Below are 19,931 nucleotides of genomic sequence, written 5' to 3' on the forward strand. Positions count from 1 at the left end.
TAACGTATGGAAACGTTTATTAGAAGAAAACTATGGACACATTTACGGCCTGACTGTTGATTATATATCTAAAAATAAAAACAAGCTTATTGAAATGTTTACCACTCTCCAAAATGAGCTTTACGAAGAGGACAAACACTTTACTAATGATATGCGTGATGCTGAAATGATCGCATTCCTTCAGTTAGGTGCGTTTCTTGTTTCTCAGGTAATTGGTAAAGAAGCAGGGATAGCTGCTGATAAAGCTGTAGAGATATATAAAAATCGTATTATTAACTCTACTCTACATGAAGAATATAATCACAAGATTGTTATTGAGAGATTTAAAGAATGGATTGCTGATAACATCGGTTCTATTCGCATCGAAGGTCCAGTTTATACTGGTTATGGTAGAAGTTCGGAAAGAGAACAGCTTGATCACGCTGAACGTCTTACAAACAACGCTATCATGTCTAACAGAGGCGCTATAGCTGGACTTGAGCAAACAAGAAGAATGGAACACAGAACAGATTTTGAGGGCTGTATCTGGTTAAAACCAGAAGCAGAGGCAAGTTTAGAAAAATCAGGTATTTCTCTTGATGAGCTTATGTTAGCAGCTAAAGAACTGGATTTATTACCAAAATCTAAAAAAGGTGAAGTTAATGAAAAATCTAAACTAAGTGATCAAAAAACAAGCTGGCTCGCAGGTGTTAGTAAAGAAGAGCTATTAGATATAAGAAGAAAAAAAGAATTAAATAAATACAATATAAGTACATATGCAAAATGTATTTATCTGTCTCCATTCGTAGAGCCAGAAGGAGAAGTTAAAAATGAATTTGAGGATGAAGTATTTTATTCAAACGTGGATCGTGATGATATAGATTCACTTGTTGAGCAAAATATTAATGCTCATATGTTCGATTTACCCCAAATTGATTAACATAACCAAAAGGAGGTTATTATGTCTTATACATATAAAGTCATAGATAATAGCCTCTTCTTTATTGAAGAGGAAAGTAATAAGCAGTATGAAGTAAATGTTATTTCTCATGGTTTTGATCATAACATCTTTCAGGTTTCCATACCTGATTTAAGCCCCCGAACATTGGAGGCTAATGATGCTAAAGAGCTTTTTAATGAAGTATTAGAAATAGATAATGTCAGGCGTAGTTTTAAAAGACAAACACCAGAAGAGTTTAAGTCTAAGTTCCAGAAAATGAAAAAGAAAGCTTGTCCAGAATAAAGAGGGGTTTACCCTCTTTTTTTACGCCAAAAAAAAGAGATCTCCTAACAGGAAATCTCTAAAAAAATATTCTCTTTTTCGCAAAAGAGAAAAATATGAATGAGGCGAAATTATACCGTAATTTAAAAATAATTACAACTTTTAGCGGAAATATTTTTGATAATAAATAGACATTATTATATAATATAGTATATTAGTAGCAGGTAGATCTAAAAGGTGAGGTGTCTATGAATAGCATTAATGAATTATTATTGATATACGGTTCAAACATAACAAAAATCAAAGAACTTGTTTTAGCAGGGGCTAATGTTAACTACGTTTCGCCCGAAGGTTTAACGCCTTTATCTTGCGCTGAATCTGTTGAGGTGGCTCAGTTTCTTCTTAGCCGTGGCGCTGATGTGAACGCTACCAATGAAGACGGGAAAACAGCCTTGTTCAGCGTTAGCAACGTTGATACATGCCGCTTCCTGATAGAGAACGGCGCAAGGGTAAATCATGTTAACAATAAACATGAAACAGCATTGTTTTATACTACTGATATGAAAAAAATCAGATTACTCGTTGAAGCGGGATGTGATCCATTGGTCAGAAGTTATGATGGTAAACGCCATTATGATTTGTTAGCGCATACTCAGAAAGTAAGTTTTATAAACTTCTTGGCTAACAGAAAAAAGAAAATGGAAACTGTTAACGCACCTTTAGCTCTTGCCTTTTAATAACACCACCTCACCAAAAAGATAAAGCCCCTTGCGGGGCTTTTTTCTTATCAACAAAACAAAGGATTATGTGAACCATCAATATATATCTTACTTAGAGTTTAATAGTAAAAAACGGAGAATTTTCTACTTGATTTAAAGTTATAATTATTTTTATTTAATGTCAAATTAAAATAAACACTTTTAACCATATTGACGAAATATATTTTTAATTATATATAATATTAAGACTTATTATATAAAAAGGAGATATATTATGGAAAGACAACAAACAAAACTTTATTTTGCTATATGGAAATTAAAAGGTAGTGAGAAGCTACAAGCTATTAAATATTTTATTAGTTGCGGTGAAGATATTCATGAAAGAGACAAAAACGAGTTAACACCTTTACATCAAGCCGTTGGATGTGGTGATGTTGAGGCCGTGAAGCTTTTGTTAACGCTTGGCGCTAACCCTAATGCTATAGACATATACGGAAGAACGCCGCTGTTCTATACCGCTTTCAGCCCTAAGTACAATGGTCGTCAGTTAGATGAAGCTCTCATAGCGGGAAATGCTGATACCACCATTTACGATGTTAACGGGCATACACGCGATCAGTTCGTGTATAGCTTCAAAAGCTCGATGTTCTACCGTCCAGAACCAGAAGCAGTAGAAGAGGAACAACCGGAAGAGGTAGCCCCTTCAGCTCCTGTGAAAAGGGCAGGAAGACGTAAAGCATGATAGCGGCATTACTTAACCAGATCCGTAGCACAAAGCCGGTGCTTCTCTCCCAGTTTGACGCTGTTTTGTCTTCTCCAGCTCTTACGCCGGAAGAACAGGAACAGAAAGACGCTTCATTAAAGATGCTTCTCCCGCTGTTAGAGAAGAACCATGATGAAAGATACCTGATAACACGTTTACTCGATTACAGCGCTCAGGATCTGTTAGCGGTCTACCTCTTAGGCCGTTCCGGGAGCATGAAAGCGTATGCGCTTCTCCAGCTCATACAGAACACATCCAAATTGTGGCCGTCAGGTTTCTATCATGCTGTTGCCCGTTCCAGCCTACGCCTGAACGACGAGCTGGACACATCCGGGCTAACCCCTATCCAGTTAGCAGCAGCGAAAGGAAACGTAGAGCTGTTTAAGTTGTTGCTCTTGGATGGGGCAGATCTCTATCAGAAGAACAAAGACGGAATGAGTGCTTATGATTTTGTGTTGAACAGCAATAACGCAGAGCTGTTAATGTTCATGATCCGCTATGAAAATGCTGATATTTCGAACTACCGCCGAAAAGCTTGAACAACATCATATTGACATTGCAAGTAGTAAAATCATAAATAGCACTTTTTGCTAAACCACTTAACCAATTGATAGTAATTGGTTTTTTTGTTTTTATGGGGTTGTTGGTTTTAGATGGAAGGTTTTTCTTCAAAATAAGTGTTGAATGTCATAAGCGAAATAAAGACAATTAATCACATCAAAGCAGTCATACGCTCTGATAGTTAACTTGATGCGGAAGGTTCCATTATTTAATCCGGTCTTCGATAAACCGGGCATCAAACCAAAAGCACATAAATAAATATTTGTGCCTGTAGCGATTAACTAATCGCAAGTTAACTATTATTGGAGCCTTGCCTTATGACTGTATCTAAAAAATCCAAATCTAATATTCTTCATCTTGATATTGATGCTTTCATTGCTAAAGCACGTAATATTATTCATGAAGTCTACCATAACACTATTCTCTCTGTTCCTGATTACCAGACCAAAACAGCAGCAAACGATCAGGACTATATCACAAAACCACTTACCCCCCTTTACGCATGGGCTGGCGGTAAACGTCGCCTTATCAAAGCGTATCGCCCCTATATGCCGGATTTTAAGCGTATTCGATACTACGCAGAGCCGTTCTTCGGCGCAGGCGCTATGTTCTGTGAAGTTTTCAATCAGCACCGTGAACACATCAGAAGCTACCACCTGAACGACATTAACCCGGAGATCATCAATCTCCTGAACACCATTAAAAGGGATTGTTCTGGCTTCATTGACGAGCTGAAGGCCATTGAAGAACGCAACCACTATAAGACCATTGAAGGTCGTAAACACTTCTACTATCGCTTACGTGAAGAATACCGTTCCTTACCAGTAGGAGCTGAATATTCAGTGAGAGGAACGGCTATGTTCTACTTCCTCTTAAACAATATGTTCAGGGGATTATACAGTCAGAAAAACGGGCGAATTTTCACCTCATTCCAGACGAATAAAAATGGTTTTGATTATGAAAATATCAAAAACTGGTCAACAGCATTACAGAAAGCTGTGATCACATGTGGAAGCTATGAAGACGTCAAGGTTAATAAAAATACGTTCCTGTTTTGTGATCCGCCTTACCGTGATTGTTCGATTATGTATTCAACAGATTTTAATGATGAACAGCATAAGCAATGCTACGCATGGGTTCAGAAAAAAGTAGAAGAGAAAAAAACTGTAGGTATGTTGTGTAATAAAAACCTGAATGATGGTTTCTTTAGTTCACTACCTACTACAACAGATAGCGAACATATCAACATCCAATATTCGCATACAAAAGCAAGAGTTGGCGTAAACAGAAACATTGTTGAGCTGTTAATGGTATTCAAAGAAAAAATGGCTGTTCCGGTTCTTAAAGCAGCTTAAACAATATTTTTTAACAAAAGAAGGAAATAAAGATGAAAGATTATGATTTTAAGAAAGATTATGAGTTTGAAGATGACTTTGATAACATCAAACTCTACAAAACTATTGATAACAAAGTAAGACCTTTAATCAAACTCTGGTGCAGAGAAAGTCTATTGTTCATTCCAGACGAATATATACAAGTTGAATCTGATAGCAAAGATGAGATTAATGAAAAGATTTTATTCGTCGAGTTTCTATTGAATGAATATATTGAAGCATTTTATACATACAAAGAAGATAAGAAAGAAGCTGTTAAACTATTAAATGAAATACTAATAAAGATAAAAGATATGTTTTACGATGGAGTATTGAGTTGTACGTTTGTATTTTATCTCGCTCATGCATACTACTTATTATTCAATGAACTCAATACGAGTTATCTAAAAAGAGTTGTTGAAAGCGAGGATTACATTATAAACAAACATCTAAATCTTGTCACTATCAATATAACGAAGAAAAATAGAAAAATGTTGAAGGAGTTGTCAAAATCTTTGTCAGGAACATCTAATACAAATACAACAGGAGGAATGTTTCATTATTCAAATGAGAATAAAGTTGTACATATGTTATTTAGAGTTAATAACAAAAATCCTTTTGATTTCATAACCAGTTTTAGCAAGGTTTTTAAAACTGAAGTGAGAGTTACGACTTTGAAAGAATATGGTTTAAGTTCTGAGTATCGTTACGAAGAATACTTTAAAAAAGGTGATTGTATCATAACGAATAAAAGTGAAGATAGCAGTGATTGCAGTGTACCTATGCATATAATCAGAAGATTTCTACACTTTGTAGATATTAAAGATCTATTAATAACAAAGGGGAATAATAAATGAGAAAGAAGTTCAGACCAGTTGATTTTCACAGCAACAACTTGGGGAATAACTACATAACGATAGAAAGCATGTTATCAACGCCGTTTCATGAGCATTCACCTGAACTGTTCGCAAAGTGTTTAGCAGAAGTCCCAAAGATAAACAGGCTACTCATAGACAGGCGTAAGTGTGATAACGAAGAGCATTATCAAAGGGTATTGGTAATGGCTGATGTGTGTTTAAAAATGGCAATGATTGAAAGAAGAATGAAAATAGTGAACGAAGAAAATAGTTGGTTTAATCAAAAATAAGAGAGGTTTAAAATGCAATATCATGAAATAGTAAAAGCTGAGGTTTTAGGTTTTGTTTTAAATAATGTGGAAGGTTTTAATATCTTTGATAACATCCATATAAAAATGATAGATGTTCATCATCCGGGTTATGAGGGAATAAATCGTGTTCCTTTCTTTGAAATAGATTATAGAAAAGGATTTACTTTAGCAAATACCTTTAATCATATTGATGATGAATACATTAATCAAAGAACGTTGAACTATGCCCTTAACTTGTGTTTTAACAGTGAGATGAGCTTTAAGTATGAACACAACAGATTTATAAGTGAATGCTTCTCATGCACTTATTATTGTATCTTTGAAAATATGTATAGAACATTATCAGAGAAGGAAAGCGGTAAAGTGAGATGGTGGATTGATTGATATGAAAAAGAAAACAAAAAATAAACTTGCTAAATGGGAGATCTCAGAGTTCAGGAAAGAAGATTTTGATAACATATCGAAAGAAGATTTACAAAAACTCATATAATCCATTCAGGTAAAGTAGAATGAAAAGCAAGACTAATAAAATAAGCGGTATACCTACCGCTTTTATATAGTTTATTAATTTATTTTCCGATTAAATTTGATTTTATTCTTTTAATTGATTATTCAATATCTATTCATTAAAACAAAAGGAGAGATATATGAATAACTTAAAAGAAAAAATAGAAAAAGCTTTAGATAAATGTGATGTGGTTGTTGTATCTGGTGTTAGCGGTGTAGGTAAATCGACTTTGCTTAAAGAGATAGCAAAAGAAAGACATATACATTATTCGAATCCGACTTATAACTGCATTAAGTTCGGCATTAAACATAGCGATCTTATTGCTATTGATGATGTGAGAGAAACGGAACTAAAAAACGTTATACAAAAAATTCAGGATGCTGTAGCTAAAACAAACATAAAAACTAAAGCGATCATAGTAGTTGATAAGTTTGATAAGTCTGTTCTTGATAGCGTTGTATTGAAAATAAAGCATTACAGAATGGTAAAGCCAAAAGCAAAAGGTGTCTTACCAAAAATAAAAGAGTATCAGGAGCTTTTAAAATCAATAGAAGAACAAAGGTTTCTTACTGATAATGTTCAGATCTCATGTTTGAACGATTTGTATCAAATGGAACAAGAATTGAAGTATTTGAGAGATTTGAATGAAAAGTATGAATTCGAAGCTGTTTTACATGACCATAACTATACACAATTAGCTCTTGATTTGGATGATAGCAAAGCTAAAGTAGAAGAGCTTGAAAGTGAAATTGTTGAGTTGAAAGCATTAATAAAAGAAATCACTGATAAAACTCAGGAAGAGTTGACTGATTTAGAAGAGCATAACATCATTTTAATTGAAAGGTTGAGAAATGAAGAAAGTGAAAACAAAGATCTGATAAAAGAGAACTACAGCTTACACTTAAAAATAAAAGAGCTTAATGATTTACTCTATGACCAAAACGAAGAAAAAATAGAACTTGAAGGTTCTAATCAGGAGTTAGAGCAGTCTCTTTCCCAATGTCTGAATAAAATCCAAACATACCAAAATACAGTGGCTGTTTTACATGACAAGGCAAGACTTCTTGAAAAAGCAAATAATGAGCTTGAAAGTTATCTTAATGAAAAAGTTCATTGTCTTAAAGAAGAGTTAAATAATGAAGCTGAGGAAACAGCATTTTTTAAAGAAATGTCAGAAGACTTTATTACTCAGATTAAATGGTTAAACAACACGATTGAAGTTTATCGCGGTGAAGTTGATGAGGACACCATAAGAAGGGTTGAATACACGGTTCAACAGCTCAGGGAAAGTTTCGGTGATGATTATGAGGTCTGACAGACCAGCAGTGAGACAAGCAAAGGGGGCGTATGCCCCTTTGTCGTATCTGGAGCTTTACCGGGTTTTGGTGATAGCCTTATACTGTACATCTATACAGCAAAAGGAGACACAGATCATGGGCTTTCCATCCCCAGCTGCAGACTACACTGAAAAACCACTCTCACTGGATGCGTTATGCATCCATAAACCGCACGCTACTTACTTTATGCGGGCTGGACAGGCATATTTAAGGGCTGGCATACAAAAGGGCGCTACGCTCGTTGTAGACGCTTCTGTTAAGCCTTGTGATGGAAGCATAGTGATAGTGGCGTTAGGTGGTGAGTTCGTAGTGAAACGGCTAAGACTTCATCCAGCTCCGGCGCTGTTGCCATTGGACTACGCAGGAACCCCGGTACCGATCGATCTCGATGATATGGACGAGAACAACGCTACCCGGATTTTCGGCGTTATGACGTATTGTGTAAACGACATGCGAACAGGCGAGTTCGACGACACGCCTTATGGCTTAGAGGGCTAAGGTATGATAGAAGATACACATACCATTAAGATGAGCTATGCCTGTGCTGAAATACTCAAGCCTACAAGAATACTTGGATGACGTTAAAAGACGGGAACAACATAAAAAGCGCCTTGCTGATAAGTTGTTTCACACCGTCCGTTCAGGCTCATCAAATGAAATACAGGCAGTAATAAAAGCATGTTCTGATGCTGATGTTGATTTTAAAACCATTAAATATGATTACTTGCTTGAATACTTTGATTCCTTCTATAACCGCACTTCAAACATCCCTTCAATTCTTATCGTAAGATTACTTATCAGTTATCAAAATAAAATCTCTCATAAAGCTGTTTTATCCTTTTACCAAAATATCTTTTATAAGCATTTATTATCAGATGAAGAACTAACAGAGCTGAGTTCTTTAATCACTTCTCACAAATAAACATCCTACCTACTCCTTTTATCCTGACATTTTAAATTAAAAGAAACATTTCTCTCATTAAATTTGCTTTTAGTCGGAAGATGCGTTAATTCTTTTAATATCAACAAAAGGAGAATTATTATGATTAACAAAATCAAAAAAACCTTAAATAGAATAACTATAGGTAAGGTATTTATAGCAGGTCTATTAATGCTACCTATGACACTGATATTCCCTGAAAGCATTATATGTGAATACGTGTCGGCATTAGGTTCAGCAATTACATTCGCAACAATAACTTTTAAATTAGCATTGTTCTTCATTTGGTTTATTCATCTCACTTTTTTAATGAGCATGAGAGGAACAACAGAGAGAGCAGAAATATATATATCTGACTTGAAATCTGAACACTTAAAAAGTGGGAAAGAAATGTTTTTAGGGAGGTCAAAATGATAAATAAACTAAAAGCATCCTCAAAGGACGCACAAAAAAAACATATGGAAGAAGATAGATTTAATGTATTGTTAGGGTTATTCATAACGTCGGTTTCTTTTTTAATTCTTCAATTTATACCTGAAATATTTATCGTATTAACTTTCTTAGTGGATACAGGTATAACATTATTAGGAATAATGCCGATAATAATGCGTGTTATCCATAAGGTGTTAAAAAAACTGTGGGATTCAAAATGGTATGTGAGCATTACGATACCAGCGTTTTTTATGAGCTTAATTTTATCTGTAGTTTCATTAATAGATGTGAATATCCCATTGTTATATGTTTTTGATAAGTTTGTTTTTATGTTTTGTATTATTTGGCTTTCATTATATTTGATTATTAAAGTTGCTGTGATTATTCACATTGAAGAAGAAAAAGGGGAGAGCATAAGTGAAAAAAAGAACTAACAAGAAACATCTAACAAGAGCGGATTTAATACCTGATCCCGCATTGATTAAGCCACTAAAGAAACTTACAGATAAAGAGGTTAAAGAAGCTTTAAGCAAAAAGATTTCTGAGATGAAAAACATATATGATTTTTAAAGGAGAGTGAAAAATGAAAAAAGACATAACAAGAGAGTTGAAGCGTTTAGGTTTACACAACGGCTATGAGTTCATAGCAAAAGCAGCGTTGATAGAAGGGCAGAGAGCAGAGGCAATATTAGCACTGATAGAACGCTTGGGAAGACGCAAAATCATTCCTGATGCTGTTCAGCATGGTTTTAATCAGGTTAAGGCTACATATCGCTTATCGGGCTACATCAATCAGGCACTGACTGTTATAGCGTTTAAAGCTTATGTGAACGAACCAAAAGAGAACTTTAAAGCAGATATTTACTGGAATATATAATAAGGAGATGGATATGGGAGAACAAACAAGAGAAAAGGAAGCTGAAACATGGGCTGAATTTATAAGAGAGTTTTTAAATGAAGGTGGTGTTATTTATGGTAGTCAAGAAAAACAAAAAAGAGAGGTGGTATATGAAAAATGAAAATAGAAATATGAAAGAAAACGCATTACAAGAGATAATGTATTACAAGTTGATATGTTATGGAATTATAGTGTTTTTTGCGAAAGGAACATTGATAATGTCAGATAGAATTCCTACGTTAAGTGCTCTACTTAATAAAATAAGCAGCACTGATGCTATCTATTATACACTATCGGTTATGTTGTTATTGGAAGTGATTACATTCCTAACTTATGGTGCATTTAAATCAATGAAGAAAAAGAAGGAAGGAAAAGAACTGGATTTAATAAAGGAAGGTTTTGCTGAAGGATTTTCTAAGGGTTTTAAAAAAGGACAAATGGATAACAATGATTGAAAAAATAGAATCTTTTATCGTGTATATTTTCAACCTCCGAAAAATAAATAAAATGACTGAGGCATTAGTTAGGTTATCGAACAGTAAAGAAATGACAGAAGACGAATTAGAACGCTTTCTGTTAGAAGAAAGAATTGAGGATATGTTAAACCATGAATAAAAGCCCCTTAAAAGGGGTTTTGTTTTATCTAATGGGTAGAAATAAAAGTCCTACATCTTCCGCTTATCCGATTAAATGATAAATATTAAAATAAACCCTGTTTGAATTTGACATTAATCGGTTAATTAAATATCTAATATATAATCCTACATTAAATAGGAGAAACAAACAAAACAAAGAGAGGTGGTAGATGATGAGTAAAATAAATAGTTTCTTTAGAAGTCTTTATGACACTGAGAGCAAAAACGGGAAAAAGCTTAGAGAGATTTCCATGATGATAATGAGATTAGGGATGTGGATGATTACATACGGTTCTTTCAGTGTTTTATTTGGTGGTTTTTTTGGTTTCGATTTCAATCCAGAAGTAATTGCTAAGATGACTGGAATTACAGGAGTTGGAGGCGGTATTTTTCTTTTAGGTTTGTTCATTACGTTTATATTTAAAAAAGATGGCAGTATTTATGATGGTAAAACCATAAATCAAAATAACAAAGGAGAATGATTATGATAAATAGTTTTAGATTATTAAAAGACAGAAAGAGTAAAAAAGGGTTTTCACTTTTAGAAATATTATTAGTTCTTGGAGCTATCGCAGCGTTGATAGTAGCGGCTTTTATGATATTACCTAAAGTTCAGGCTTCACAGCGTATCGACAGAGAGAGCAGGAACCTAACAGCTATACAAGCTGGGGTGAAGTCTCTATATGGCGGCAGAGCGAAGATCTCAAGCATTAACACTGATAGCTTCATTGCTTCTAAGAACGCTCCTGAGAACATGATACAGGATGGAAAGCTTATCAATGAATGGAAAGGCAACGTATCGGTTGAGTATTCAGGGAACCACGGCAAATACAACATTATCTATGATGCTGTTCCAGCTTCTGACTGTTCAAAGTTGATAGCCGCTGTATCGGGTAATTTCGTAAGCATAGACGTTTATAACGGGAACGGCGGTACGCAGGTTAAGAACCTTGAAGAAGGGAAAAACATTGATATAGCCGCAACATCAGCAGCGTGTTTTTCAGAAGATAACGCCACCATTATTTTTGCTTCAATAATATAAGAGGTGGCTGATATGTTCAACATTACAAAGAGAAAGAAAAAAGGGTTTTCATTATTAGAGTTGTTATTAGTGTTTGGGATTATCGCAGCGTTGATAGTTGGTGTCTTTATGATCTATCCAAAAATTAGTTCTGGTCAGAAGATAGATAGCGACATAAAAATATTGGGAACATTAAATGCTGGGATAAAAAATCTCTACGCGGGGCAAGCAGATTACACAGGGTTATCAGTTGACGCTATAATCAAATCAAAGATTGTTCCAGAAGATATAGTGGATGATAATTTAATATGGGATAGCTGGGGCGCTAACGTTCTTATAGAACCGTATTATGATGGTAGTTTTTATATCGGGTTTGAAAACGTTTCAGTTGATGCTTGTCCTAAGTTCGTGTCTCAAGCTGGAGCAAGTTTTTTCAAAATAGTAGTAGGTTCAAGAGAAGTTAAGAACACAGAAGCAAATCAGGATCTTGATATGGCAACTTTAGCAAATGCTTGTATCAGTAATGATGATGGGTATGGTGGAAGACCGATAACAGTATATTTTTACGACAAATAAATAAGGGGATTAATTTATGATTATTCAAAAAAGTATCAGACAAATGAAAAAAGAAGCATGGACATTAATAGCAATATTATATTTATCAAGTATCTCATTATTAATGTTAACAGTGAATGTATTACCAAAAACAGGATTAAATAGCTTTTACATAATTGGCGGTGGTTTAATGGCTTTAACTTCATTGTTATCATGGAAAGAAGCATATAAGTTAGTTAACTGTATAAATGAAGCAAAAGGAACTAAAAAGCCTGAATAAATGAAACATTCCAAAATAAAAGCCCCTTTTCAGGGGCTTGGTTTTTTTCTGGTGTTGGTAATGCTTTTAATCTTCTTTCTTGATCAAGAAGTCTTCTTTTTTAGCGCCTTTCTTCATAGCTTCTTCGACAGGCTTCGGCAGACGACCACGACCCGACCATAACACTTCTTTTCCGTTTTCATCTTTATAAGCATACTTGCGCTCAACAGCGCCACGCTTATCACCTTTAGCGCCTTTCCCCTTCTTGGCAGCAGGAGCGGCAACACCATCAGCGATCTCGGAAATGCTGATACCTTCAATGCCCTCGGCAGCTAACATCTCTCTGAACTGTTCCATGAGTGCCAGCTTCTTAGCGCGTTTTTCTTCGATTTCAAGCTGGTCAGCTAACAGTTCTTCATGAACCTGTTTCATCTTCTCTAAAATCTCTTCAAAGATCTCAAAGCTGATTTCACGCGCTTCTTTTCTAATGGTACGAATGTTGTTCAGTGTTGAAAGACTCATCAAAAAATCCTCTTTAAAATCGTATACCCGGCGAACATAACATTTTAACCATTTAGTATCAATCATTTTAAAACAACATAAGCATCAAATAAAAGGAATACGTAAACCGTTTATATATTTAATGAGTTTTAAATTTGACATTAATCGGTAAATTGAATAATTGAAAGGAACAACAAAATAAAAAGGAGATTTTTATGTTAGATAAAGAACCATTGCTTTCTTTCAGGAAAGCACATTTAAATGATGAAATACAAATAGACTTTAAAACAGCAACAACAAATATAGCCGTGTTTGGTGGAACAGGAACAGGTAAGACAACGGGCGTATGTTTCCCTGCTGTTTACAATCTGATTAAAAATCACTGTTCAGGATTGATACTGGACGTGAAAGGGGATTACACCAAATTAGCACGTCAGATTAATGAGGAAATGAAAAGCGATAAAATATATATTCTTGGTGTTAAAGAAGATTGTTCCAGATTTAATTTAATATCTGGTATTGAACCGGAAAAGCTAAAAGCATTTTTAAACTATGGTGTTAGTTCAGTTCGTGGAAACTTAGATAAATATTGGGGTTCAAACGGGATAGAAGACACCGTTTTAGTGTATGAGTTAGTTAAAGAGTTTGATATTAATCCTACCCTTGCAGATCTCTATTACCTAATAACTAACCCGGATGATTTACAGGCAATGAAAAACAACTGTTCAGAACAGATGTCAGAAAAGATAAAAAGGCGTATAGCTTCGGATGGGTTCAGTATTTTCAATAACAAAAAAGATACCGATGAAGCTACCAAAAGAGAACAAAGATCATGGCAGTTTTCAGCATTAAACAGCGTTCTAAGACCTTTTTATGAAGACCCGTATCTAAACCATCATTTTTGTAATAATGATCATACAGTTTCTTATGCTGACATTATTTATAAAGAAAGAAAATCGTTAGTGCTGGAAGTGCCTTTTTCTAAATATGCTGTTTCATCATTGTTCATTTTAAAGGTGGTTAAAGCAACATTCATAGACAGTATAAAACAGCAGGATATAAACCAGCTTACAGCAAGGGGATATGGTGAAGATAAGTTTACTTTCATGCTGGTAGATGAGTATCAGCAGTTCCTTACAGATGATACCGATCCGTCAGTAGACGATAACAACTGGTTCGACATATCGAGGGGCTACGGTCATATCAACATTATTTCCTCTCAGTCTGTGGATTCACTCGATGCTAAAGCAGGGCAAGCATACACAAATCAGCTGATTGGCAACTGTATGAACATAGTTCATCTTGCTACTCATGCGGTCAGGAGTCTGGAGAACATCGCTACCCTTGCCGGAAGTCCAGAAAGGGCTATACAGGCTCAGGATACGTTATCAGGACAGTCAGAGGACATTGCCTTTGTCTACATCAACAAAAGCCAGCAGAGCCGCACAGGGGCGCGCGTATTGGTACATACAGGCAAATCACAACATACCTTCATGAACAGATTCATCTATGCGCCTAAACCCCATCTGCAGGAGCTACCCGGTATGGGCTATGTAGTGCCTGAAAAGCTAAGTGCGTTAAGCGTCATACTGGAAGCGTTAAAAGAAGATAAAAAAGAAGAGAAAACAGAAACACACCTTTTAGAAGAGTTAATAAATATGAATGATGAACAAAATAAATGGATTTATAATCTTTGTCCTACCTATACAGTTCAAAAAAGATTATGCGTGATAACAACAAAAAGCTTTTCAGACGGGTTTAATGATTTCAATGTAGTATTGAATAATTTAAATATAGGATTTGAAGAGGTTGTGGTACATCCAATTATATATAACAACAAAATAGATTTGGATTTACTTAAAGAGATACTGATTGAGGATAAAGAAAGTCTGTATGTTATCGTCAGAGGTGGAGGTGATTTAGAACACTTCATTCTTAATGATTTTAAGGTACAGGCATTGATAAGTGAATGTATGTATAACATTAGATACTCAGAAAGTGAGTTATTAATAGCAGTAGGACATGCCACCGATAAATTTGAAGATTTCTTTGAAATGGTTCCAGATGCGTATGAAGCATTAACACCGACTGATTTAGCTTACAAGATAAAAGGCGATGTTATTTTAAATATAAGAAAAAGAAAATGCGGTATTATGACCAATGCCTGTATCAGTTATAACGCTAAAATCTAAATAAACCAAAATAATATTGGTCTACTTCTTCCTTTTGTCTGGTTATTATAAATATTTAGCAATTAATCGGCTTTTAAATTTGCTTTTAGTCGGTTAATTAAATATAAATAATTAACAAAACAAAAGGAGAGAGATATGAATATAGATATTATCGGAAGTTTCAATAAAGAAACCGCTATTGATTACAGAGTGTTTTATACAACCGACTATTTTGAATGGTTAAAAGACCTACATAAAACAAGGGGTGAAAAGATAACGCTTAAAGAGCTACACAATAACTTAATAAAAGAATATGGTTCATTGGTTAATATAATTGAGTTAATACTAAGAACAGATAGCAATATTGGAAGTATCAAAGAATCAACGTTCGATATGATCGATGCTGACAACATTCTTTTTGAAGGTAGTGAAGATTTAATGGCTGTTCGATTAGTGATGAACATAGAATATTTAGATATGTGGATTAAGAAATATGATTTCAATAACTACATAACAGAGGCATTTAAAAACTAACAGAGGTGAAAAAATGATAATAGAAGAAGTAATAATTAATGACGTTAAGATTGTTTTATCGAGAGGTAAGGGAGGTAAAGGAGGTGAAAACAATGAAACATATAAGTTCTATATTTATATCGTGAATAAGGATGTTTCAGTTTACAGGGTAGGTAAGCTTTCAATAGTTATATGGCAGCATTCGATTTACACATCAGATAAAGCCTTAATTCAGGAAGCTCAGGATTTAGCAAGCGCAGTATTCAAATATAAAACAGAAAAACTTAAAGAGGTGATTTTATGAATAATGAAAAGAAACTGGCAATAACAAGCGATATAGTGTTTTCTCTTGATACAAAGATAAAAGGTAAGGATTATGTTTATGAAGTGGAGCATTTACATGCTTCATATCAAACAGGCGATATTACAGACTATTTATCTTTAAAAATGAAGAGCAAGGATAAAGATAGTGATTTCAAAACTGAAACTATCAATATGGCTTATTTTGATAATCTGAAACCGGAACAGCATGAAGATTTTAAAAAGAAGATAAAAGAGTTTGCTAATGAAGCTTATACCAGAATGGAAATTGACATGGAGCCTGTTTATCAGGAAAACATGAAAAACTTACGTTCACTAAGCTTTAAATAAAGAGTCAGGAGGGTTTTATGTCAAAAAACAAAGGAACAGATTACTTTTACTTTAAACCCTTCCGTTCTGGTTCTGTTAGCTTTCCAAAACCAAATGAAGCAATCTATGTAATAGATGTTTTATCAAGAGATGATATAGTTTACTTTGATGATTTTGGATATTTGATTTCAGAAAGAGCGTTGGAGGTTTTAAAAAAACATAACTTAACAGGCGTAAAGGTGGATAATGCTACTGTTAAATTTAGCGCAAAACATAACATAAGATACAAAAACCAGACATTACCTAAATTCTACCGATTAATACCTACTGAGATAGTTGATAACGAACTTAGAGAAATGTTTTTGGATGAAAACTATAATCTTATAATCAACAAAAGAATAAAAGACATTATAACAAATAAAGATTTAATGCGCTTACAGCGTTCTTATTTTGAAGAGATTGAACTTGAAGATGTATTAGATGATTATGAGGATGAAGCTGAAACACCTGTTTATAAAAACGAAAACAAATCATCCCTAAAACAGATCATTATCTTCACCGTTGTTATGGCGTTAGTCGCATATCTATTTTTTAAATAAATATTAAAGCCCTTATAATCGGGACTTTTCTTATAATTTGACAATAGTAAATTTAAGAGTTATAAAATATAAGTAAGCATAGGTATTTCTCCTCTATAGGATGTATAATTAAGTTAGGGTTTAAAAATGGTACTACATACTTTAAATAAAACATGGATATTTCTCCTCTTATAGGATGTTCATTTTGATAAGTTATATATTCCGACTCGCAATCTATAATATATAACGATGATTATAAAGCGTGAGAAAACCCTCACGCTTTTTTTTCGTTCTACTTCCTCCATCTATCCGATTAAATAACAAATTTGATAATTAATGCTGTTTTAAATTTGCTTTTAGTCGGATAGTACGTTAATTAATATATATAAACAAACAAAGGAGAAATATTATGTCAAACTTAAATAATGAAGATTTTAACGCAATAAAGGAAGCTGGCTTTATTAATGAATGGAAAAAGCCCGGCAGTGATGAAGTTAGATATTACATCAATACTAAAGAGATTATGAATTTATGGTCAGAAGATAAGATTAAGTTAGGTTATTCAAGAAGAGAAAGATCAGAGTTAGAAGCACATAAATGGTGGTATGTTGAATCTAAAAAGGGTGGTTTTGTTTTAAAAACATCCATGAGTTATAACAACACTAAACATAAATATATTTTCCCTTCACTTTCAGGAGTGTTAATTGAAGCGTCTAAAAGTGATCTTTCTGACTGATTACATGAGATTAGCCCCGCAAGGGGCTGTTATTAAGAAGGAACCAACAATGAAAAAACACATGAGGAATATGAATAAATACATAAAACAAGCGTTCTGTGATATAGCCTTTATAACATTTTTTATATTACCGTTTACAACCGAGTATCATAGAATCTATTCATTCATTTTTTAATACAAAATAAACAACAAAACAAAAGGAAAACTTTATGAACAATATAAGCTTTAAAAATACATTAAAAGAAATAGTAGCTAAGAAGTATGAATATGAAACAGAGGCAATGCATTATCTTATCAGAAAAATGAAGTCTCTTGGTTATAACATGAATGCTAAAGACCCTGTTATTGCTGCCTTTATATTAGATATGAAAAACATTGAGCTTAACAGAATCAGAACATCAGATAAAAGGTTTAGAGCACATCAAATAAAAAATGAACTTGGGTTATTATACAATCATATAAAAATACTAAATAAAACATTACCAACAAGAACTATTGAAATAGATGAAGAGTATATAAATGACACTGAACAAAAGGAACACATTATGAATACAATCAACTTTAACGACATATACCACGCAATAAAATCCAAAAATGTTAATGATGGGTTTTTGGCTCTAAATTATCTTTTGAGAGATCTAAGTGTTTTAGGTTTTGAAATAGATAGGAAAGATTCTACTTTAGCTTTTACTTATAGTGATATTTTTGAAATGATGGAGCTAAAGAGTAATGATTTTAAAATAGATGATATACGTGAGTATTTAGAATTTATCTATAATCATATTTCAAAATCCAAAAACATAGAAACAAATAAACAGTTAGTAAGGATATGGGAGCTAACCAAAGTATAACCCGCCATGAAGCCCCGAAAGGGGTTTTTCTATACTGTTTTACCCCTTCCTACACCATCCCCATAACAGGCCAGTAAAAACCTCAGAATTCGCGTAGATTATCATATACTATCATATCATATAGTAGTATAGTAGTTTTGTTCTTGATACTCCTACACTGTAGGACTATAATAACACCATAGTGATTAGGGATGTGTTCTGTATGGAATACTACGAGTTTGTAGAAACCTCTGTATTCACGCGAGAGATGAAAACTCTACTCAGTGATGATGAATACAAAGAGTTTCAAACGTTCCTCATAGAGAACCCGGAAGCAGGTGATCTGATTGTAGGTACAGGCGGTTGTCGCAAGGTTAGATGGTCACGGCAGGGAACAGGTAAAAGTTCAGGTGTCCGGGCTATTTACTACTTCTACAACCCGGCAGGGCGCTTATACATGCTTATCATCTATCCAAAGAGTGAGAAGGACAGTTTGACGGCAGCAGAGAAAAACCAGCTCAAAGCGGTTGTAGCGGGTTTTAAAGGTGAAGAGGGCTAACAGTATGCGTAAAGAGCTTTTTGATGATCTGATTGCTTCTGCTAAGGAAGCTGTAGAAATCCATAAGGGTTTACGTGAGCCAGCGCGGGTTACCCGTTTTGAACGTCCAGATGTGAAAGCTATTCGGGCTAAGGTTCATATGAAACAAGATGATTTTGCCAGTCTGATCGGGGTTAGCTCTTCTCTTGTTCAGTCATGGGAACAGGGGTTAAGAACTCCAGCAGGTGCAGCGTTAAAGCTGTTGCGTGTCATCGAGCGTAAACCTGAATTTGTTCAGGAACTACGTGAAGCATAACCCTCAACGGGAATAGAAAAGCTCTACATTGGTAGGGCTTTTTTTATAACAGGATAAATATGTTATCGTTAAATTTAGCGTTTGAACGTTTGGATAAAATAAGTAAATACTTTGTCCTTAACTCCCAAAAAGATTTGATTTTTCGAGATGCTTATACATTTATAATGGAGACTGTTTATCACTCTGTTAAAAGCAAAATAACAAATTTAGATGCTGTTAGTAATGGTGGTCAACTCATTGAAATGAAAGCACCTTTTAACTTCATCCTATGTAGAACAGGGCGTTTCATTGTTTTGGATAACTATTATACAATCTTACCAAAAAAAGATCGGGATGATTGGGAAAGGCATATACATAATATAAGCATAGAAGAATTCATTTATAGCTTCGACAATAATACAACAAGGTATTTATTACTTGATTGTAAATATTACTTTGACCAGTTCAATATTACACGTCTGGATTTTAATGTTATTTCAATGGTATATAACACTTTTTATGAGGTTTTCCAGTTAGACAGATTTTATGATCCAGTAGTAAACAGAATAACAGCCGATGAGATTGAAAAGCATATAAACGGCCTACAGTTTGATAAATCATCTTATGATGAAGTTATCAGGAAGAAAACATATACCTACTTTCTCAGGCTTCTCAGGTTCATTGAGGGGCATGAAGAGACATGGTATTTACCAATGAAGTTAGAATACAAATAACATCGTACTATAATATAATAGTATATTGTATTATA

The 19,931-nt window shown here is 34.1% G+C and carries 32 protein-coding genes and 1 pseudogene; 32 read left to right on the forward strand and 1 reads right to left on the reverse strand.

The features are described from left to right. The 22 genes and pseudogenes from HMPREF3138_RS06810 to HMPREF3138_RS26145 form a co-directional block, all read left to right on the forward strand. Positions 1–919, forward strand: a pseudogene (locus tag HMPREF3138_RS06810) (hypothetical protein); the annotation flags it as partial. Between the two features lie 21 nt (positions 920–940). Then, positions 941–1,222, forward strand: coding sequence for a hypothetical protein (locus HMPREF3138_RS06815; protein ID WP_070558842.1), 282 nt, complete (start codon positions 941–943; stop codon positions 1,220–1,222). Between the two features lie 227 nt (positions 1,223–1,449). After that, positions 1,450–1,938 (forward strand): ankyrin repeat domain-containing protein, encoded by a 489-nt coding sequence (locus HMPREF3138_RS25205; protein ID WP_083301463.1) that lies wholly within the window; start codon positions 1,450–1,452, stop codon positions 1,936–1,938. 256 nt (positions 1,939–2,194) lie between these two features. Continuing rightward, the gene (locus HMPREF3138_RS06820; RefSeq protein WP_001708437.1) at positions 2,195–2,662 is read left to right on the forward strand and encodes an ankyrin repeat domain-containing protein; all 468 of its coding nucleotides are present in this window, start codon (positions 2,195–2,197) and stop codon (positions 2,660–2,662) included. Next, a complete protein-coding gene (locus tag HMPREF3138_RS06825; RefSeq protein WP_070558844.1) occupies positions 2,659–3,222 on the forward strand; it encodes an ankyrin repeat domain-containing protein in 564 nt (187 codons plus the stop codon). The genes HMPREF3138_RS06820 and HMPREF3138_RS06825 overlap by 4 nt, the downstream gene beginning before the upstream one ends. A 339-nt stretch (positions 3,223–3,561) precedes the next feature. Further along, positions 3,562–4,599: a DNA adenine methylase gene (locus tag HMPREF3138_RS25210; RefSeq protein WP_083301464.1), complete on the forward strand. Its 1,038-nt coding sequence runs from the start codon at positions 3,562–3,564 to the stop codon at positions 4,597–4,599. 32 nt (positions 4,600–4,631) lie between these two features. Next, positions 4,632–5,474, forward strand: coding sequence for a hypothetical protein (locus HMPREF3138_RS06840; protein ID WP_070558848.1), 843 nt, complete (start codon positions 4,632–4,634; stop codon positions 5,472–5,474). Next, a complete protein-coding gene (locus HMPREF3138_RS06845) occupies positions 5,471–5,764 on the forward strand; it encodes a hypothetical protein (RefSeq protein ID WP_024172969.1) in 294 nt (97 codons plus the stop codon). Before HMPREF3138_RS06840 ends, HMPREF3138_RS06845 begins: the two co-directional genes overlap by 4 nt. 12 nt (positions 5,765–5,776) lie before the next feature. Beyond that, positions 5,777–6,169, forward strand: coding sequence for a hypothetical protein (locus tag HMPREF3138_RS25215; protein WP_050189083.1), 393 nt, complete (start codon positions 5,777–5,779; stop codon positions 6,167–6,169). 263 nt (positions 6,170–6,432) lie between these two features. Further along, positions 6,433–7,608 carry an AAA family ATPase gene (locus HMPREF3138_RS06850; RefSeq protein ID WP_070558850.1) on the forward strand — a complete coding sequence of 392 codons (1,176 nt, stop codon included), beginning with the start codon at positions 6,433–6,435 and terminating at the stop codon, positions 7,606–7,608. 118 nt (positions 7,609–7,726) lie between these two features. Further along, a complete protein-coding gene (locus HMPREF3138_RS06855) occupies positions 7,727–8,128 on the forward strand; it encodes a HumD family translesion DNA polymerase (RefSeq protein WP_070558870.1) in 402 nt (133 codons plus the stop codon). A 37-nt stretch (positions 8,129–8,165) separates the two neighbouring features. Then, on the forward strand, positions 8,166–8,552 hold the full coding sequence (locus HMPREF3138_RS25220) for a hypothetical protein (protein ID WP_234651920.1): 387 nt from the start codon (positions 8,166–8,168) through the stop codon (positions 8,550–8,552). A gap of 120 nt (positions 8,553–8,672) precedes the next feature. Then, the gene (locus tag HMPREF3138_RS06860) at positions 8,673–8,984 is read left to right on the forward strand and encodes a hypothetical protein (RefSeq protein WP_052957577.1); all 312 of its coding nucleotides are present in this window, start codon (positions 8,673–8,675) and stop codon (positions 8,982–8,984) included. Then, positions 8,981–9,436: a hypothetical protein gene (locus HMPREF3138_RS06865; protein WP_070558852.1), complete on the forward strand. Its 456-nt coding sequence runs from the start codon at positions 8,981–8,983 to the stop codon at positions 9,434–9,436. Before HMPREF3138_RS06860 ends, HMPREF3138_RS06865 begins: the two co-directional genes overlap by 4 nt. Then, positions 9,420–9,572, forward strand: a complete 153-nt coding sequence (locus HMPREF3138_RS26645; RefSeq protein WP_164881269.1) for a hypothetical protein — start codon at positions 9,420–9,422, stop codon at positions 9,570–9,572. The genes HMPREF3138_RS06865 and HMPREF3138_RS26645 overlap by 17 nt, the downstream gene beginning before the upstream one ends. A gap of 13 nt (positions 9,573–9,585) precedes the next feature. Then, positions 9,586–9,879: a hypothetical protein gene (locus tag HMPREF3138_RS06870; protein ID WP_070558854.1), complete on the forward strand. Its 294-nt coding sequence runs from the start codon at positions 9,586–9,588 to the stop codon at positions 9,877–9,879. 13 nt (positions 9,880–9,892) lie between these two features. Further along, positions 9,893–10,021: a hypothetical protein gene (locus HMPREF3138_RS27380; protein WP_256388232.1), complete on the forward strand. Its 129-nt coding sequence runs from the start codon at positions 9,893–9,895 to the stop codon at positions 10,019–10,021. Continuing rightward, the gene (locus HMPREF3138_RS06875; protein ID WP_085674794.1) at positions 10,011–10,355 is read left to right on the forward strand and encodes a hypothetical protein; all 345 of its coding nucleotides are present in this window, start codon (positions 10,011–10,013) and stop codon (positions 10,353–10,355) included. Before HMPREF3138_RS27380 ends, HMPREF3138_RS06875 begins: the two co-directional genes overlap by 11 nt. Before the next feature lie 350 nt (positions 10,356–10,705). Beyond that, positions 10,706–11,017: a hypothetical protein gene (locus tag HMPREF3138_RS06880; protein WP_063610897.1), complete on the forward strand. Its 312-nt coding sequence runs from the start codon at positions 10,706–10,708 to the stop codon at positions 11,015–11,017. A gap of 2 nt (positions 11,018–11,019) precedes the next feature. Continuing rightward, complete coding sequence (locus HMPREF3138_RS06885; protein ID WP_083301465.1) at positions 11,020–11,577, forward strand: type 4 pilus major pilin; 558 nt, start codon at positions 11,020–11,022, stop codon at positions 11,575–11,577. Positions 11,578–11,589: 12 nt separating this feature from the next. Continuing rightward, positions 11,590–12,132, forward strand: coding sequence for a type 4 pilus major pilin (locus HMPREF3138_RS06890; RefSeq protein ID WP_001708425.1), 543 nt, complete (start codon positions 11,590–11,592; stop codon positions 12,130–12,132). 16 nt (positions 12,133–12,148) lie between these two features. Continuing rightward, entirely contained in the window at positions 12,149–12,391 is a 243-nt protein-coding gene (locus tag HMPREF3138_RS26145; protein WP_024172961.1) for a hypothetical protein, read from the forward strand. 66 nt (positions 12,392–12,457) lie between these two features. Here the strand turns inward: HMPREF3138_RS26145 and HMPREF3138_RS06895 are convergent, their stop codons facing one another. Then, a complete protein-coding gene (locus HMPREF3138_RS06895) occupies positions 12,458–12,958 on the reverse strand; it encodes an H-NS family histone-like protein (protein WP_128456816.1) in 501 nt (166 codons plus the stop codon). Positions 12,959–13,086: 128 nt separating this feature from the next. Here HMPREF3138_RS06895 and HMPREF3138_RS25225 point away from each other — a divergent pair, with 128 nt between their 5' ends. The 10 genes from HMPREF3138_RS25225 (at position 13,087) to HMPREF3138_RS06940 (ending at position 19,896) form a co-directional block, all read left to right on the forward strand. Beyond that, positions 13,087–15,063, forward strand: coding sequence for a helicase HerA domain-containing protein (locus HMPREF3138_RS25225; protein WP_083301466.1), 1,977 nt, complete (start codon positions 13,087–13,089; stop codon positions 15,061–15,063). Positions 15,064–15,198: 135 nt separating this feature from the next. Next, positions 15,199–15,576 carry a hypothetical protein gene (locus HMPREF3138_RS06905; protein ID WP_070558860.1) on the forward strand — a complete coding sequence of 126 codons (378 nt, stop codon included), beginning with the start codon at positions 15,199–15,201 and terminating at the stop codon, positions 15,574–15,576. Between the two features lie 13 nt (positions 15,577–15,589). Beyond that, a complete protein-coding gene (locus HMPREF3138_RS06910) occupies positions 15,590–15,859 on the forward strand; it encodes a hypothetical protein (protein WP_024172976.1) in 270 nt (89 codons plus the stop codon). Beyond that, positions 15,856–16,206: a hypothetical protein gene (locus HMPREF3138_RS06915; RefSeq protein ID WP_070558862.1), complete on the forward strand. Its 351-nt coding sequence runs from the start codon at positions 15,856–15,858 to the stop codon at positions 16,204–16,206. Before HMPREF3138_RS06910 ends, HMPREF3138_RS06915 begins: the two co-directional genes overlap by 4 nt. A 17-nt stretch (positions 16,207–16,223) precedes the next feature. After that, the gene (locus tag HMPREF3138_RS06920; protein ID WP_070558864.1) at positions 16,224–16,784 is read left to right on the forward strand and encodes a hypothetical protein; all 561 of its coding nucleotides are present in this window, start codon (positions 16,224–16,226) and stop codon (positions 16,782–16,784) included. A gap of 388 nt (positions 16,785–17,172) precedes the next feature. Beyond that, on the forward strand, positions 17,173–17,499 hold the full coding sequence (locus tag HMPREF3138_RS26150; protein WP_044296048.1) for a hypothetical protein: 327 nt from the start codon (positions 17,173–17,175) through the stop codon (positions 17,497–17,499). 209 nt (positions 17,500–17,708) lie between these two features. Beyond that, positions 17,709–18,350 (forward strand): hypothetical protein, encoded by a 642-nt coding sequence (locus tag HMPREF3138_RS06930; protein ID WP_070558868.1) that lies wholly within the window; start codon positions 17,709–17,711, stop codon positions 18,348–18,350. Positions 18,351–18,552: 202 nt separating this feature from the next. Continuing rightward, a complete protein-coding gene (locus tag HMPREF3138_RS06935) occupies positions 18,553–18,888 on the forward strand; it encodes a type II toxin-antitoxin system RelE/ParE family toxin (RefSeq protein ID WP_001708474.1) in 336 nt (111 codons plus the stop codon). 4 nt (positions 18,889–18,892) lie between these two features. Further along, a complete protein-coding gene (gene nadS, locus HMPREF3138_RS25230) occupies positions 18,893–19,183 on the forward strand; it encodes a NadS family protein (RefSeq protein ID WP_042194958.1) in 291 nt (96 codons plus the stop codon). A 59-nt stretch (positions 19,184–19,242) separates the two neighbouring features. Beyond that, positions 19,243–19,896 carry a hypothetical protein gene (locus HMPREF3138_RS06940; protein WP_060647097.1) on the forward strand — a complete coding sequence of 218 codons (654 nt, stop codon included), beginning with the start codon at positions 19,243–19,245 and terminating at the stop codon, positions 19,894–19,896. The last annotated feature ends 35 nt before the right edge of the window (positions 19,897–19,931 follow it).

Source organism: Serratia sp. HMSC15F11 (assembly GCF_001808215.1).
In the GTDB taxonomy this organism is placed as follows: Bacteria; Pseudomonadota; Gammaproteobacteria; order Enterobacterales; family Enterobacteriaceae; genus Serratia; species Serratia nevei.